Source organism: Arthrobacter sp. 10T416, assembly GCF_056394165.1.
The window spans coordinates 117,303-134,022 of the sequence record NZ_JBFTHI010000001.1 but is presented as its reverse complement, the minus strand read 5'-3'; the positions used below and the strand labels follow the sequence as shown (position 1 = coordinate 134,022).

Here is a 16,720-nt window from a genome sequence, read left to right as displayed (position 1 = left end):
TCGGCCGGTCAGCCGCCGGTGGTAATCGCGTCACCGGTGATGCCGGCAGCACGGCGGGCAGCGAGCCGGTTCTTCTGCGGTTCAATGGTGTACCGGGGGTCCTTGGCCGAGGCTAGGCCGGCCTCGAACACCCCGAAGCGGGTCAGGGCCGAGGCGGCCAACAAGGCCACTCCCGAAGCTGCCGCTGCCACACGGTTACGTCCACCCAGGAGTGTCCCCAGTCCCCCGGCCAGGGCAAGCCGTTCGCTCCATTTCAGCATGGCGCCGGCCTTGCCCTGGTGCAGGGGTTCTGCTGCCACCGGGTCCATCCGCCGCTCCATCATCTTCATCGCGATTACATCGCCCACGACGCCGAGGACCGCGAGTTTCCGCGCGGGGCCGGCTTCGCGCACTGGTGTGGTGATCATGGCGAGGCCGCCGGACGCGAGGCTGGCCGAGCTCACGAACACGAACGGCAGATCCTCGTGGCCGGCGTGCCACGTCGGGGTGGCGGTGTCGCCGAGCAGCACGGCCGTATAAGCCGCCAGGGGCCCGGCGAACAGCGCGGCCTCGAAACCTGCCGGGCCCTCTACCGCCCGCAGCACTGTCCGCAAGGGACCGAGAGGCAACCGCTCACCGCTCATCCGGTCGATCTCCGCCACAGCGGCGACGCCGGTCCCGGCGCTGAAAGCGCTAAGAATCCAGGACCCGACGCTCATCGGCGAGGTCACCTTGAACGTCCGCAGCATGTTCAGGAATCGTTCCGGCCTGCCGAGGTCCTTGATCAGTGCGACCGCGCCGAGGCCCACCGCGGCGAGGGCACTCAGCCGGGCGTTGCGGCGCAGCGCCGGCCGACCGGTGAGCTGGCCGCCGAGCCCGAGCAGGGCCGAGCCGCCCGCGACCCCACCCAGGAACAGGTAGATGGCAACGTCGTCGCCCCATGGAGCCGGTTTGACCACCGGACGGCCGTAGTACGAGGTGAACTCCGGCTCCGGCACCATCGGCATTTCCCGCGAGCCGTCACTGTTGTCACGGCGGCGTCCGGTGCCGCGTTTAACGCCGGTCCGGCGGCGCCTGGCGGGCTCTGCCGGCCGGAAACTGTCGAATTCTGAAAGTGTCACTCCCGCCCTCCCAGGAAAGCCACCGCTGCGGCAACGGCCATGCCGGCTACCGCCAGGCCGGCCCGCTGGTACATTCTGGGCAGGTCTGCGGTGGGGACCCGAGGATCCGGCGGGAGTCCGTATACCTCGGGCTCGTCGAGCAGGAGGAAGACCGAGCCGGTTCCGCCAACGCCGTCGTTTTCGTTGGCACCATAGAGCCTCGCCTCGGTCATGCCCTGCGCATGCAGGTCGGCGACCCGTTCCCGGGCCGCCTCCACCATGTCGTCGTGGTCGCCGAACTTGATGGACGTCGTCGGGCAGGCCTTGGCGCAGGCGGGCGTCTCGTCGGCCACTAAGCGGTCGTAGCAGAGGGTGCACTTCTGGGCGATGCCCGCGTTGGGGACGGCGGGATGCCCGGCGTGCTGGTCCTCCCGGCTGGTGGCGACCTTCACCGTGCCGTTGCTGCGGCGCTCGATCACGCCGAAGGGGCAGCCGGCCACACAGGTGCCGCAGCCGTTGCAGACATCGTCCTGGACCACCACGGTACCGAATTCGGTACGGAACAGTGCTCCGGTGGGGCAGACATCGAGGCATCCGGCGTGGGTGCAGTGCTTGCAGACGTCGGAGGACATCAGCCAGCGGAAGTCTGCTGTGTCCGGCGGGGTGGTATCCGCCGCCGCGAGGTCCGTCACGGCAGCCCCGGCCGGGGCGGGCGGTCCGATGCGCGGCATGCCAAGGCTCACCAGCGCGCGGCCGGACTCCCGCGCCTCGACGATCCGCTCCTGACCCTGTTCGATGAACGCGACATGCCGCCAAGTGCTGGCGCCCAGCGCTCCGGTGTTGTCGTATGAGGACCCGAGGAGCTCCAGGTTTCCGTCCTGCGGGTTGTGGTTCCACTCCTTGCAGGCAACCTCGCAGGCCTTGCAGCCGATGCAGATGGAAGTGTCGGTAAAGAACCCCTTGCGCGGATGGTTGTGCTCCCAGTGGGCATCGGCGGTGGGGTCGGTCGGTCCGGCCAGCTGGCCCATCTAGTCCTCCAACGTCGGGTCGGTGTCCGGAAGGCCGCCATCAGGGGTCGGCCGTCCGGGCGGGGCAAAGTGTGCGGTGGCCGCGGCAGCAGCAGTCGCGTCGATCACTGCGCCTCCCCCTCGGGGCGTTGGTCCCTGCCGGAGCCAGGGTCGATGCCTTCCGCTTCAGGATCGGTCACCGCGCGGTTCCCGGTCTCGGTGGTCACCCCGGCGCGGGCTTGGTATTCGGCGACCAAGGCAAGCAGTTCGGCACCACGCGGGCGGCGCCCCGGGCAGATGTCGCAGGAGGCTACCTTCGATTCCTGGATCTGGACGTTGGGATCCAGCGTCACACCGAGCAGGTCATTGGCCGCATCGCCGCTCACGACGGCGTTGCTGCCGACGCCCCAGTGGTAGGGCAACCCGATTTGGTGCACGGTGTGGCCGCCGACTTTCAGCGGTGTCATCCGTTCCGTGACCAGCACCTTGGCCTCGATAGCCGATCGGGCGGAAATGATCGTGGCCCACCCGTAGGGTTCCAGTCCGCGCTCGGCGGCCAATTCCGGCGAGACCTCGCAGAACATTTCCGGCTGCAGCTCCGAGAGGTACGGCAGCCACCGACTCATGCCGCCCGCCGTATGGTGCTCGGTCAGCCGGTAGGTCGTGAACACGAACGGGTAGACGTCAGCTCCGGGGGTGCCGGCGCTTGGCGCGCTGAGATTGTCTTTCCGGGGATACACCAGGCGTGCCGGGCTCTGCTGCTGCGGGTAAAGCGCGTTGGCCACGGGCGATTCCTGGGCCTCGTAGTGCGTGGGAAGGGGCCCGTCCACGAGGCCTTTCGGCGCGAACAGCCAGCCCTTGCCGTCGGACTGCATGATGAACGGGTCATCGCCGCTGAGTGCGGCCGGACCACCGAGCGCGGGGTCGGGCCTGCTGCCCGGTGCGAGGTCCACCGGGAAGTCCGGCACGTCGTCGCCGATCCATTTGCCTTGTTCCTGATCCCACCAGATGTATTTTTTCCGCTCGCTCCACGGTTTTCCGGCCGGGTCAGCGGAGGCCCGGTTGTAAAGGATCCGGCGGTTGGCCGGCCAGGCCCAGCCCCATTCCGGAGCGGCGGGCCCCTGTTCCTGGCCCGGCTTCCGGTTGGCGGCGTGGTTGATGCCGTCAGCGTACACACCGGTATAAATCCAGCAACCGCCAGACGTGGAACCGTCGGCGCGCATCTCGGTGTAAGCGGAGAGCGGCTTGCCGGCATCCGGTCCGTTCAGGTGCCGGCCGTTGATCTCGGCAAGCACCGCCGCTGGATCCGGATCGCCGTGTTCGTCCGTGGGGTAGTCCCACGTCAGATCCAGCAGCGGACGGTCGCGCTCATCCTGGGAACCGGCCAGCTTCTCCCGGATCCGCTGGCCCAGTTCGAAGAAGAACTGCAGTTCGCTTTGGCACTCCCCCGGCGGTGCCACCGCCTGGTGCCGCCACTGCAGGAGCCGCTGGGTCTGCGTGAACGATCCGGCCTTCTCGACGTGGGATGCCGCCGGCAGGAAGAACACCTCAGTCTCAATGTCCTCCGTGCGCAGTTCCCCGGACTCGATCTCCGGGCCGTCCTTCCACCAGGTTGCCGACTCGATCATGTTCAGATCCCGCACCACCAGCCACTTCAGATGCGACATGCCAAGCCGTTGCATCCGGCCGTGGGCCGAGCCGACGGCGGGGTTCTGTCCGAGCAGGAAGTATCCCTCCACCTCGTCGTCGAGCATGCTCATCACCGTCTCGTAGGTGCCGTGCGCTCCGGTCAGCCTCGGGAGGTAGTCGTAGGCCCAGTCGTTGTCCGCGGTCGCGGCGTCACCCCACCAGGCCTTCAGCAGGCTGATGGTATAGGCGTCGGCGTCCGCCCAGAAACCCTTCTGTTGCTTCGACGCGTTGGCGTCCAGATAGTCCTGCAGCGTGTCGTGGCGCCCGACGCTGGGCATGGGCAGGTAGCCCGGCAACAGGTTGAAGAGCGTCGGGATGTCCGTGGAGCCTTGGATGCTGGCATGGCCGCGCAGCGCCATGATGCCGCCGCCCGGACGTCCCACGTTGCCCAGCAGCAGCTGGAGGATGGCCGCAGCCCGAATGAACTGCGCCCCCAGGGAGTGCTGGGTCCAGCCGACAGCGTAGGCAAAGCACGTCGTCCGCTCGCGCCCGGAGTTTTCCGTGATTGCACGGGCCAGATACTCGAAGTCGGCGGCTTTGATGCCGCACATGTCCTCGACCATCTCCGGTGTGTAGCGGGCGTAGTGCCGCTTGACGATCTGGAAGACGGTCCTGGGGTCCTGCAGGGTGTCGTCCCGCTGCACCTCGGCATGCTCCAGGGACGGGCCGCCGCTGCCGAAGAGGTCGCCCGCAGCCCGAGCGCCAGCATCTGCTCCATGTTCCGGTCCCGCGGGCTCACCAATGGTGCCGCCCTCTTCTTCCGCGTACGACCACGACGACGTGTCATAGGCTCCGGTTTCAGGATCGAACCCGGAGAACAGGCCGCCCAGGTCCTCGGCGTCGCGGTAGTCCCCGTGGACCAGCGTGGCGGCGTTGGTGTACGCGCCGACGTATTCTCTGAACCAGAGGTCGTTGGTGATGACGTAGTTAATGAGCGCGCCCAAGAGAACAACGTCAGAGCCAGCCCGGATGGGAATGTGCTTATCCGCCACCGCGGAAGTACGGGTGAACCGGGGGTCGATGTGGATGACCTTAGCTCCGCGCGCCTTAGCCTCGGCCACCCACTGGTATCCCACGGGATGGCATTCGGCCATGTTCGAACCCTGAATGACGATGCAGTCGGCGTTACCCATGTCCTGCAGTGATTGCGTCGCACCACCGCGTCCAAACGAGGCTCCCAAACTGGGAACCGTGGCGGAGTGTCATATGCGGGCCTGGTTCTCGGTCTGCACCGCCCCGGCTGCGGTGAAGAGCTTCTTGATCAAGTAGTTCTCTTCGTTGTCCAAGGTTGCGCCGCCCAACGAAGCGATGCCCATGGTGCGCCGCAGCAGCCGTCCTTTATCGTCTTCCTGCTGCCAGGTCCTGCGGCGGGTTTCGATGAACCGGTCCGCCACCATGTCCACGGCGGTAGCGAGGTCCAGCCGTTGCCACTCGGTGGAACGCGGGGCACGGTATAACACCTTTGTCTGCCGGCCCGGCGAGTTAACCAGCTGCTCGCTGGCCGAGCCCTTGGGGCACAGCCGGCCGCGGGAGATGGGCGAATCGGGATCGCCCTCAATCTGGACAACCTTCTCGTCCTTGACGTAGACGCGCTGACCGCAGCCGACGGCGCAGTAGGGGCACACACTCTGCACAACACGGTCCGCGGTTGATGTACGCGGGACTATCGCCTGGGTCTTGGCGGAGGTGACCGACGGCCCGCGGCCCAGCAGATCGCCGGTGCTCAGCTGCCGGACGACCGGCCATTGAAGAAAACTTCGCGGTGCCATCTTCGGAGCTTATCCCAGATCACATTGGGAGCAACAGGAAAGCGATCCGCGATTCGTGTCGCGCGCTCTGATAGAACGTCTTTCCCGAGATTCGTCCTGCTGTCATGAGCCATGGCTGCTACAGTCTCTTGCACCACCGCGCTACCTACGCTACTGAGGAGCGGAGCTCACGAGCTCGAAGTGTTCGACCAAAGGAAACGGCTTGTAGAACTTATGCAGAAGCTCCCGCCACTGCTGATACTGCTGGGATTCCCTGAAGCCAACCGTGTGGTCCTCTAGGCTGTCCCACTGCACGAGAAGTAAGTAAGTGTTGGGTGTTTCGATCGAGCGTGAGAGCGACAACGAGACGAAGCCACGCATCGACGCTATAACCGAACGAGCGCCGTCGAATGCTGCCTCGAATTCTTCTTCCTGGCCGGAAATGACGGGAAGCAGCGCGTGTTCGGTAATCATCCGGTCAGTCTCGCAGATTCCCGCGGCGGGATAAGGAACTTCCCAGGACGACTGACCTGCTTCTTTTCAACGTGCAGGCCCGTCTTGCCGGCTGGGCGTCAGAACTTCATGTGTCGGGGACGGATGGCCACCACCTTAATGATCCCGGCCAGTCCCGGCGGCACTGCTACAAGGGCCGCGAAATGGGGCAGGAGGCTGTCCCCCGCCGTACCGCTTACCGGATCGTACGCCAGGCTGAATGTTCCGGTGTAGTTGTGGTCCCGCAGGCCAATCGTCAGAGCGACGCAACCCCCAGATGTGTCGGCACATTAAAGCAAAAACCCCTCTGACGAGGGGTTATGCGTGCCCGAGGTGGGACTCGAACCGGGTCCCAGCCCCTGAAGTTCCGCCGCTCCCCGATAACCTCCGCAATCCGGCCCAGTCCGGCACCAGCACGACCCGTTCCGAAGTCCAGGGTGTGCAAATTGCACACCCTCGCTGGTGACCACTTTGGCGCAACAGGCTGCCAAAGCGGCAGTCCGCGGGGGCAGTTGTGGCTTGAACGCGATTTCGCTCCGATTTGACGAGTAAGCCTCCGGAACCGGACCGGCTTCGAACAAGCACAGCACTACGGGGCCGCCCTCATGCCGGAAATCGATGACGATCACGCCGGCGGTTCCTCCTTCCGACATCACCGACCGCTCCGGCGCGGACGGGACAGAAAACGACCAACGCGGGTTCGGCCCGAGGACACCCGGAAGTTCTCACTGTCGCCGTCGTATCCGACGCTCTCCACCCCGGTGGTACTGCTGTTTCTAGCACTGCGCTCAGCGCCGCGTATCGCTGTGCCGTCGAGCCTTTCGCCAGATGACTCTTGACCAGACATGTTGCACCGCCCCCTAGAGTGAAGTCATGCTGCACTCAACCCGGCAAGGCTCCGGTAAGCCACTCCTCCTGATCCATGGACTCGGTTCCAGTATTGGTAACTGGAATCCGGTAATCCCGGCGCTGGCCGCTGAACGCGATGTAATCGCCGTCGACCTCCCCGGTTGCGGCGAATCCGCGCCGCTGACCGGCGAAACCACGATTGCCACGCTGACCGATGCCGTCGAAGCCTTTATCCGCGACGAGGAACTGGGTGACATTGATCTGGTAGGCAGCTCCATGGGCGCCCGGATGGCATTGGAAATGGCACGGCGAGGGCACGCTGGCACCACCATCGCACTGGACCCTGGTGGATTCTGGAATGACCGCCAGGCAGCGATCTTTGGTGCAAGCATCAAGGCATCCGTCGCACTGGTGCGCCGCATCCAACCGGCACTCCCCTTCCTCACGGGCAACCCCGTGGGCCGGACGGCCCTGTTGGCTCAGTTCTCCGCCCACCCATGGAAGCTGCCGCAGGATCTGGTCCTGCATGAGCTTCGCGGGTTCAAGACATCGACCAGTCTGGACCCGGCCCTCAACGCGCTGATTCACGGACCCCGCCAGGAAGGCGCACCGGCTGGTTCTCTCAAGGGCAAAGTGGTCATTGGATGGGGGCGGAAGGACAAGGTCACCGCTCCGAGAGAGGCGGCGCGGGCCACGGAGCTGTTCCCGGATGCAACGCTGCACTGGTTCGAAAACTGCGGTCACTTCCCGCACTGGGACCAACCAACGGAAGCGGCGCGCCTGATCCTCGATAGCACCGGCTGAGCTGCGGCTGAGCGCCGGGGCGGAGCCATTAACGTTGAGTTGGCTTCAGAAAGATGGAACCTGCCCCGGCTCGAAATGCTGCATTTGTTGCATTTGACGGAGGATGTTCACGCGGTGACCAAGAGCCTTAGTCCGCCCGTTGAAGGCGCCCTCACGGACGCCCCAAAAAAGTTCAGCCTTTTCAACACCAAACCAACAAAAAAGCCTTAACCTGCGATAACACTGTGCCCGAGGTGGGACTCGAACCCACACACCTTTCGATACCGCATTTTGAGTGCGGCGCGTCTGCCAATTCCGCCACTCGGGCGCGGAGTACACCGGCTGTCATATTCGCGGCCCCAGGACTCCTGTGAGCAACGCGATCGCTTCCGGTGCGCGAAATTACTCTACATGCAGATAGGCTGAATTCCAGAATCGCGCCAGTGACGCCGCATCGATCCCTACCGGCCCCCAGTACACCCGCGGACGCGCCACAGAATGGCTCACCGCCCGCCGTACCTTTCCAAGGAGTTCCCGTGTCAGAACAGACGGAGTCAACCCCCACTTCCCAGCCCGCGCGCCGCGTTGTGGTCGCCGAGGATGAGACCCTCATCCGCCTGGACATCATCGAGATCCTGCGCGGCGAAGGCTACGACGTCGTCGGCGAGGCGGACAACGGCGAGAAGGCCGTGCAGCTCGCCGAGGAGCTGAAGCCGGACCTGGTCCTGATGGACGTCAAGATGCCGGTCATGGACGGTATCTCCGCCGCCGAAAAGATCGTCAAGGCGCGCATCGCCCCCGTGGTGCTGCTGACCGCGTTCAGCCAGAAGGAACTGGTGGAGCGGGCCCGCGACGCCGGTGCCATGGCCTACGTGGTCAAGCCCTTCACCCCGGCGGACCTGATCCCGGCCCTGGAGATTGCCCTGTCCCGGCACGAGGAGATCAAGGCCCTCGAGAGCGAGGTCAGCGACCTGCAGGAACAGTTCGCCACCCGCAAGCTCGTCGAGCGTGCCAAGAGCCTCCTGACCACCAAGATGGGCCTGACGGAGCCGGAAGCGTTCCGCTGGATCCAGAAGACCTCCATGGACCGCCGCCTCAGCATGCGCGAGGTCGCCGAGACCATCATCAACCAGGTCAACTAGCGCGAACCGCGCGAACACAAAAAACACGAGCACAAAAGGAAGGGTCCCCGCCGCTGAAACCCAGCGGCGGGGACCCTCCCTTTGTGTCTCCGGCGAAGACTAGAGCTTGGCGCTCTTCTTCTTCTTTTCCGGCCACGGGCCCACCTTGTCCTTGGCCCCGGCGTTCTCGCCGTGGCTGCCGGCGTCGGCGAGGTCGCCCACCTTGTGGACCTTGAGCATGTTCGTGGACCCGGCCTTACCGGGAGGGGAACCGGCGGCAATGACCACCATGTCGCCGTCGTCCACCAGGTCCATCTCCAGCAGGCTGCGGTCAACCTGTGCGGTCATCTCGTCGGTGTGGCCCACCATCGGGACCAGGACCGGCTGGATGCCCCAGGTCAGCGCGAGCTGGTTCCAGACCTGCTCCACCGGGGTGAAGGCGAAGACCGGACGGATCGGGCGCAGGCGGGAGAGACGGCGTGCCGAGTCACCGGACTGGGTGAAAGTACAGATGTACTTTGCTTCCAGCTGGTCGGCGATTTCGACGGCGGCACGGGTGATGGCGCCACCGCGGGTCTTGGGCTTGGTGCCCAGCGGGGGGACGCGCTCCAGGCCGTGGACCTCGGTGGATTCGATGATCCGGGCCATGGTCTTGACGGTCTCGATCGGGAACTTGCCCACGCTGGTCTCGCCCGAAAGCATCACGGCGTCCGCACCGTCGAGCACGGCGTTGGCGCAGTCGGAGGCCTCGGCACGCGTCGGGCGCGGGTTATCGATCATTGATTCCAGCACCTGGGTGGCCACGATGACGGGCTTGGCCCAGCGGCGGGCCAGCTCGACGGCGCGCTTCTGCACGATCGGCACTTCCTCAAGCGGAAGCTCAACACCGAGGTCGCCGCGGGCCACCATGATGGCATCGAACGCGTCGATGATTTCGGGGAGCTGCTCCACGGCCTGCGGCTTCTCGATCTTGGCGATCACCGGCACGCGGCGGCCTTCTTCGTCCATAATCTCGTGGACGCGCTTGATGTCCGAGGCATCACGGACGAAGGAGAGGGCCACCATGTCCACGCCGCGGCGCATGGCCCAGCGGAGATCGTCCTCGTCCTTTTCGCTCAGCGCGGGCACGTTGACGGCCACGCCGGGCAGGTTGATGCCCTTGTTGTTGGACACGTAGCCGCCGACCACCACAGTGGCGACGACCTTGACGTCGTCGACCTCGATGGCGCGCAGCGCCACCTTGCCGTCATCGATCAGGAGCGCATCGCCCGGGTTGACGTCCTCGGTGAGGCTCTTGAGCGTCGTGGAGCAGATTTCCTTGGTGCCCGGGACGTCCTCGGTGGTGATCGTGAACGTGTCACCGACGGCCAGCAGGTGCGGTCCGTCGACGAAGCGGCCCAGCCGGATCTTGGGGCCCTGCAGGTCGGCCATGATGGCAACGGCCTTGCCGAGCTGCCCCGCGGCCTTGCGGACGTTCTCGTAGGTGTTGTCGTGCACGGAGTAGTCCCCGTGGCTCATGTTCATCCGGGCAACGTCCACCCCGGCTTCCAGAACAGCGAGCGTGTTCTCGAAGCTCGCGATCGCCGGTCCAAAGGTGGCCACAATTTTAGCGCGTCTCATATACCTACCCTAGTTGTCTCTCGGTTGTTTTTAGTTGTCGCGGAGAAGAACGGCCGGTGGCCGGCCCGGGCCCGCAGGGGGCCGGACCGGCTACAGGACCGCGATCGCCCGGTCGGTCGGCGCTACTGGCGCCGGGAGAACGGTGCTTCCCATCAGGAATTTGTCCACCGCAGCGGCGCACGCCCGGCCCTCGGCGATCGCCCAAACGATCAGGGACTGGCCGCGGCCGGCGTCTCCGGCGACGAAGACCCCTTCGGTGTTGGTCATGTAATACCCGTCGCGGGCCACGTTGCCGCGGCCGTCGAACTCGGCGTTGACCTGTTCGGTGATGCCGGCCGGTTCGGCGCCGGTGAAGCCCAGGGACAGGAAGACCAGGTCCGCCGGGATCACCCGCTCGGTACCTGCCTTGGGCAGCCGCTTGCCGTCGACGAATTCCGTCTCAGCGACCTTCACGCCGGTCAGCTTGCCGTTTTCGCCGACGAACTCCACGGTGGAGGCGAGGTAGCTGCGTTCGCCGCCTTCCTCGTGGGCACTGGCCACCTCGAAGAGGGTGGGGAACGTAGGCCAGGGCTGGTGCGCGGCACGCTCGGCGGACGGCTGCTTGCCGATTGCCAGCGTGGTCACCGACGCCGCCTGGTGCCGGTGGGCGGTGCCGAGGCAGTCCGCGCCGGTGTCGCCGCCGCCAAGGATGACAACGTGCTTGCCCGCGGCGTTGATCTGGTTTTCCACCGTCTCCCCCGCGACCACGCGGTTGGCCGGGACGAGGTAGTCCATGGCGAAGTGGACGCCCTCGAGCTCACGGCCCGGGATGGGCAGGTCCCGCGGGACGGTGGCCCCGGTGGCGACCACCACGGCGTCGTAGCGCCGGCGCAGCTGCTCCCAGGTCACGTCGGTGCCGACTGTGACGCCGGTGCGGAAGCGGGTGCCTTCGGCCTTCATCTGGTCCAGGCGGCGGTCCACCTGCTCTTTTTCCATCTTGAAGTCGGGGATGCCGTAGCGCAGCAGGCCGCCGATTTTGTCGTCGCGTTCGTACACGGCGACGGTGTGGCCTACGCGGGTCAGCTGCTGCGCGACGGCCAGTCCGGCGGGGCCGGAGCCGACGACGGCGACCGTCTTGCCGGAGAGGCGGGCCGGCGGCAGCGGGTTGACCCAGCCGTTGTCGAACGCCTGGTCAACGATGGAGACCTCCACCTGCTTGATGGTCACGGCGGGCTGGTTGATGCCCAGTACGCAGGACGCCTCGCAGGGTGCCGGGCAGAGCCGGCCGGTGAACTCAGGGAAGTTGTTGGTGGCGTGCAGCCGCTCCATGGCTTCCTCGCCCTTGTCCCGCCAGACGAGGTCGTTCCATTCCGGGATGAGGTTGCCCAGCGGGCAGCCCTGGTGGCAGAACGGAACGCCGCAGTCCATGCAGCGGCCGGCCTGGCTCTTCAGGACACCCTTTTCCTGGGCTTCGTAGACCTCTTTCCAGTCCATGATGCGGACCGGGACGGGACGGCGCGGCTGCGTTTCACGCTGGCGTACTTTCAGAAATCCGCGTGGATCAGCCACCGGTCACCTCCAGGATTCGAGACCAAACTTCTTCGCCATCGGGGTCCAGGCCCTCTTCGATGGCGTCAAGACGGGTTTGCAGGACGGCCGCGTAGTCACGCGGCAGCACCTTGGTAAGGCGGGCTGCGGTGTCATCGAAGTTCTCCAGCAGGCGGGCCGCGAGCTGCGATTCCGTCTCCTCGAGATGCTTGACCAGCAGGCCGTGGACAATGTCGCGGTCCTCGGCATCGAGCTCGCGCAGCTGTAGCTCCCCGGCGTCGAGGGCCTGCTTGTTGACCCGTTCGGTCTGCAGGTCCAGAACGTAGGCGGTGCCGCCGGACATGCCGGCGCCGAAGTTGCGGCCGGTGCGGCCGATGATCAGTGCCTGGCCGCCGGTCATGTACTCGCAGCCGTGGTCGCCGATGCCTTCGACCACCGCGGTGGCGCCGGAGTTGCGCACCATAAACCGCTCCCCCACCTGGCCGCGGAGGAACAGCTCGCCGCTGGTGGCGCCGTAGCCGATCACGTTGCCGGCGATCACGTTGCGCTCCGCCTGGAAGACGTTGGTGCGGTCCGGGCGGACGATGATCCGGCCGCCGGACAGGCCCTTGCCGACGTAGTCGTTCGAGTCGCCGAACATCCGCAGGGTGATGCCTGCGGGCAGGAACGCGCCCAGGGACTGGCCGGCGGTGCCGGTCAGGGTGACGTCGATGGTGTCCGTGGCGAGCACGTCCGTGCCGAAGGTCTTGGTGACCACGTGGCCGAGCATGGTGCCGACCGACCGGTCCGTGTTGATCACGTCCACCGAGATCTTCACCGGGGTGCGGTCGCTCAGGGCCTCGGCGGCCATCGCGATCAGGCGCTGGTCGAAGTGCTTGTCGAGTTCGTGGTTCTGGCCGGTGAGGTTCCGCAGCGGGGCGTCGTCGTCGAACTCCAGCCCGTGCAGGATGGGGTCCAGGTCCAGGCCCTCGGCCTTCCAGTGGCTGATCGCCTCACGGGTGTCGAGCATTTCGGCGTGGCCGATTGCCTCCTCCAGGCTCCGGAAACCAAGCTCGGCCAGAATCTCCCGGACCTCCTCGGCAAGGAACTCGAAGAAGTTGACCACAAACTCGGGCTTGCCGTTGAACCGGGCGCGCAGTTCGGGGTTCTGCGTGGCGACGCCGACGGGGCAGGTGTCCAGGTGGCAGACGCGCATCATGATGCAGCCCGAGACCACCAGCGGTGCCGTGGCGAACCCGAACTCCTCGCCGCCCAGCAGCGCGGCGATCACAACGTCGCGGCCGGTCTTCAGCTGGCCGTCCACCTGCACCACCACACGGTCGCGCAGGCCGTTGAGCATCAGGGTCTGCTGGGTCTCGGCCAGGCCGAGTTCCCAGGGGACGCCGGCATGCTTGAGCGAGTTCAGCGGCGAGGCGCCGGTGCCGCCGTCGTGGCCGGACACCAGGACGACGTCGGCCTTGGCCTTCGTGACGCCGGCGGCAACGGTACCGATGCCCACCTCGGAGACGAGCTTGACGTGCACGCGGGCCGAGGGGTTGGCACGCTTGGCGTCGTAGATCAGCTGCGCGAGGTCCTCGATCGAGTAGATGTCGTGGTGCGGGGGCGGGGAGATGAGGCCGACGCCGGGCGTTGAGTGCCGGGTCCGGGCCACCCAGGGGTAGACCTTCTGGGCCATCAGCTGGCCGCCCTCGCCGGGCTTCGCGCCCTGCGCCATCTTGATCTGGATGTCATCGGCGTTGGAGAGGTATAGGCTCGTGACGCCGAAACGGCCCGAGGCGATCTGCTTGACGGCCGAACGGCGGGTGGGATCCAGCAGACGGTCAACATCCTCGCCGCCTTCACCGGTGTTGGACTTGCCGCCCAGCCGGTTCATGGCGATGGCGAGGGTCTCGTGCGCCTCCTGCGAAATGGAGCCGTAGCTCATGGCACCGGTGGAGAACCGCTTGACGATGCTGGAGACGGGCTCCACTTCCTCAAGCGGGACCGCCGGGCGCAGGCCGCCCTTGAACTTCAGGAGCCCGCGCAGGGTCATGAGGTTCTCGGACTGGTCGTCGACGCCGCGGGTGTAGGACTTGAAGATGTCGTAACGGCGTTCGCGGGTGGCGTGCTGCAGCCGGAAGACGGTCTCCGGGTTGAACAGGTGCGGTTCGCCGTCGCGGCGCCACTGGTATTCGCCGCCGCCCAGCAGGGGCTGGTGCGGCAGTTCGATGCCGCTTTCGGGGTACGCCATCCGGTGCCGGGCAGCGACCTCGGCGGCGATGATGTCCAGGCCGACGCCGCCAAGCTGGGAGTGGGTGCCGGCGAAGTATTCGTCCACGAGCTCCTGGCCGAGTCCCAGGGCCTCGAAGGTCTGGGCGCCGGTGTAGGAGGCCACCGTGGAGATGCCCATCTTGGACATGATCTTCAGGACACCCTTGCCGAGGCCCTTGATCAGGTTGTAAACGCCGTCCTGCGGGGTGACGCCGGTGACGTCCCCGGAGCTGATGAGCTGCTCCACCGACTCCATGGCCAGGTAGGGGTTCACGGCTGAGGCGCCGTAGCCGATCAGGACGGCGACATGGTGGGTCTCGCGGACGTCGCCGGCCTCGACCACCAGCGCGGTCTTGGTGCGGTTGGCGCTGCGCAGCAGGTGGTGGTGCACGGCGCTGACCAGCAGCAGCGACGGGATGGGGGCCCACTGGGCGTTCGAGTCGCGGTCCGAGAGCACCACATACTGCACGCCGCGGTTGATGGCGCCGGAGACCTGCTCGCAGATTTCGGTGAGCCGGGCGCGCAGGGCGTTTTCGCCGCCGTCGGGCCGGTACAGGCCGCGCACTTTCATGGCGACGCGGTCGCCGTCGGCGTTCTCGATGTTGGCGATCTTGGCCAGCTGGTCGTTGTTGATCACGGGGAACGGCAACGAGACCTGCGGCTGGCGGACCTGCTTGGTGTCCAGCAGGTTGCCGTTGGGCCCGATGGCACAGGTCAGGGACGTGACCAGTTCCTCGCGGATCGCGTCCAGCGGCGGGTTGGTGACCTGCGCGAAGGACTGCACGAAGTAGTCAAAGAGCAGGCGCGGCCGCTTGGAGAGCACGGCCACGGGGGTGTCCGAGCCCATGGCGCCGAGCGGTTCGGCGCCGGTGCGGGCCATCGGGCCGAGCAGGATCTTCAGTTCCTCGGTGGTGTAGCCGAAGGTCCGCTGGCGGATGTTGACCGACGCGGCGGTGTGGACCACGTGCTCGCGCTCGGGCAGGTCCTTGAGGTCGATCAGGTTGTCCTTGAGCCATTCGGCCCACGGGTTGGCCGCGGCCACCTCCGCCTTGACCTCGGCGTCGTCGATGATCCGGCCGGCGTCCGTGTCCACGAGGAACATCTTGCCGGGCGAGACGCGGCCCTTCTTGACCACCTTGGCGGGTTCGACGTCGATCACGCCCACCTCGGAGGCGAAGACCACCAGGCCGTCCTCGGTGATCCAGTACCGTCCCGGGCGCAGGCCGTTGCGGTCCAGGGTGGCGCCCACCAGGTTGCCGTCGGTGAAGGAGACGGCCGCGGGGCCGTCCCACGGTTCCATCAGCAGGGAGTGGTACTCGTAGAACGCGCGCCGGGCCGGATCCATCGTGGCGTGGTTTTCCCAGGCCTCGGGGATCATCATCATGATCGAGTGCGTGATTGGGCGGCCGGAAAGCCAGAGCAGTTCGGCGACCTCATCGAAGGACGCCGAATCGGAGGCGCCCGGAGTGCAGATCGGGTATAGCTCCTCAGGGCTGTCCCCCAGCAGCGGGTTGGCAAGCTGCGACTGACGGGCGCGCATCCAGTTCCGGTTGCCCTTGACCGTGTTGATCTCACCGTTGTGCGCGATGGTGCGGAACGGCTGGGCCAGCGGCCAGGACGGGAAGGTGTTGGTGGAGAAGCGGGAGTGGACAATGGCGAGCTTGGTCTTGAAGCGCTTGTCCGAAAGGTCAGGGTAGAACGGCTCCAGCTGCGCGGTGGTCAGCATGCCCTTATAGACGATGGTCCGGGATGAGAGCGAGGGGAAGTACACGCCGAACTTGTTCTGGGCGCGCTTGCGGATCCGCCAGGCCCGGGAGTCCAGTTCGTTGCGGGACAGCGTTTCACCGGTCCTGGAGGCGAAGAACGGCTGCGCGAAGTACGGCATGCAGGCCCTAGCCATGGCGCCGACCAGGTCCGCGACTATCGGCACTTCGCGCCAGCCCAGGACGGTGAGCCCCTCATCGGCCGCGAGGCCTTCGATGCCGGCTTTGGCGCCGTCGGACTCGCGCTGTTCGGCGGGCAGGAAGGCGGTGCCGACGACGTACTGGCCGGCGGCCGGGAGCTCGAAGTCGGTGACTGCGCGGAAGAATTCGTCCGGAACCTGCATAAGGAGGCCGGCGCCGTCGCCGGTTCCCTCGTCGGCCCCGACGGCACCGCGGTGTTCGAGGTTGCGCAGGGCGGTCAGGGCGGCGTCAACAATGTCGTAGCCGGGCTCGCCGCGGAGGGTGGCGATGATGGCCAGGCCGCAGGCGTCCTTCTCCTGCTCCGGGTTGTACAGCCCGGCCGCTTCCGGCAGGGCCGCGAAGCGCTTGAAGGGTGAAACAGCCGCGCCGGGCTGGTCCGGACCGGACCAGCTGGGGCTGTGAAGAGTTTGGGTCATGGGAGACGTCCTTCCTCCTGATCGTGCGTATGGGAGGGACAACATTGGCCCGAATCGGTGCGCCGGTGTGACGGGCACAACAACGTGATTTTCCTACTGGAATTGTAGGCCAGCGCCGCTTCCTGTACGAACAGTTACGCGGGCCGCAAGCCCGGGTTTGCCTAGCGCGCAGCTG

The 16,720-nt window shown here is 66.3% G+C and carries 9 protein-coding genes and 1 tRNA gene; 2 read left to right on the top strand and 8 right to left on the bottom strand.

Features of this window, described 5'->3' with window-relative positions:
• Positions 1 to 8: 8 nt before the first annotated feature.
• The 4 genes from nrfD to AC1DBE_RS00580 form a co-directional block, all read right to left on the bottom strand.
• Positions 9 to 1,100 carry an NrfD/PsrC family molybdoenzyme membrane anchor subunit gene (gene nrfD, locus AC1DBE_RS00595; protein ID WP_476969300.1) on the bottom strand — a complete coding sequence of 364 codons (1,092 nt, stop codon included), beginning with the start codon at positions 1,098 to 1,100 and terminating at the stop codon, positions 9 to 11.
• Entirely contained in the window at positions 1,097 to 2,107 is a 1,011-nt protein-coding gene (locus AC1DBE_RS00590; RefSeq protein ID WP_476880054.1) for a 4Fe-4S dicluster domain-containing protein, read from the bottom strand. Before AC1DBE_RS00590 ends, nrfD begins: the two co-directional genes overlap by 4 nt.
• 104 nt (positions 2,108 to 2,211) lie before the next feature.
• A complete protein-coding gene (gene fdh, locus AC1DBE_RS00585) occupies positions 2,212 to 5,544 on the bottom strand; it encodes a formate dehydrogenase (RefSeq protein WP_476969299.1) in 3,333 nt (1,110 codons plus the stop codon).
• Positions 5,545 to 5,694: 150 nt separating this feature from the next.
• The gene (locus AC1DBE_RS00580) at positions 5,695 to 5,997 is read right to left on the bottom strand and encodes an antibiotic biosynthesis monooxygenase family protein (protein WP_476969298.1); all 303 of its coding nucleotides are present in this window, start codon (positions 5,995 to 5,997) and stop codon (positions 5,695 to 5,697) included.
• Positions 5,998 to 6,888: 891 nt separating this feature from the next.
• On the opposite strand from AC1DBE_RS00580, the gene AC1DBE_RS00575 reads away from it, so the two are divergent.
• Positions 6,889 to 7,668, top strand: coding sequence for an alpha/beta fold hydrolase (locus AC1DBE_RS00575; protein WP_476969297.1), 780 nt, complete (start codon positions 6,889 to 6,891; stop codon positions 7,666 to 7,668).
• A gap of 225 nt (positions 7,669 to 7,893) precedes the next feature.
• Here the strand turns inward: AC1DBE_RS00575 and AC1DBE_RS00570 are convergent.
• A tRNA-Leu gene (locus AC1DBE_RS00570) sits at positions 7,894 to 7,975 on the bottom strand.
• 208 nt (positions 7,976 to 8,183) lie between these two features.
• Between AC1DBE_RS00570 and AC1DBE_RS00565 the strand changes: the two genes are divergently transcribed.
• On the top strand, positions 8,184 to 8,789 hold the full coding sequence (locus AC1DBE_RS00565) for an ANTAR domain-containing response regulator (RefSeq protein ID WP_056739732.1): 606 nt from the start codon (positions 8,184 to 8,186) through the stop codon (positions 8,787 to 8,789).
• Between the two features lie 99 nt (positions 8,790 to 8,888).
• Here the strand turns inward: AC1DBE_RS00565 and pyk are convergent, their stop codons facing one another.
• The 3 genes from pyk to gltB form a co-directional block, all read right to left on the bottom strand.
• Complete coding sequence (gene pyk / locus AC1DBE_RS00560; protein ID WP_476969296.1) at positions 8,889 to 10,388, bottom strand: pyruvate kinase; 1,500 nt, start codon at positions 10,386 to 10,388, stop codon at positions 8,889 to 8,891.
• Positions 10,389 to 10,478: 90 nt separating this feature from the next.
• A complete protein-coding gene (locus AC1DBE_RS00555; protein WP_476969295.1) occupies positions 10,479 to 11,936 on the bottom strand; it encodes a glutamate synthase subunit beta in 1,458 nt (485 codons plus the stop codon).
• Entirely contained in the window at positions 11,929 to 16,545 is a 4,617-nt protein-coding gene (gene gltB, locus AC1DBE_RS00550) for a glutamate synthase large subunit (protein WP_476969294.1), read from the bottom strand. Before gltB ends, AC1DBE_RS00555 begins: the two co-directional genes overlap by 8 nt.
• Between the last annotated feature and the right edge of the window lie 175 nt (positions 16,546 to 16,720).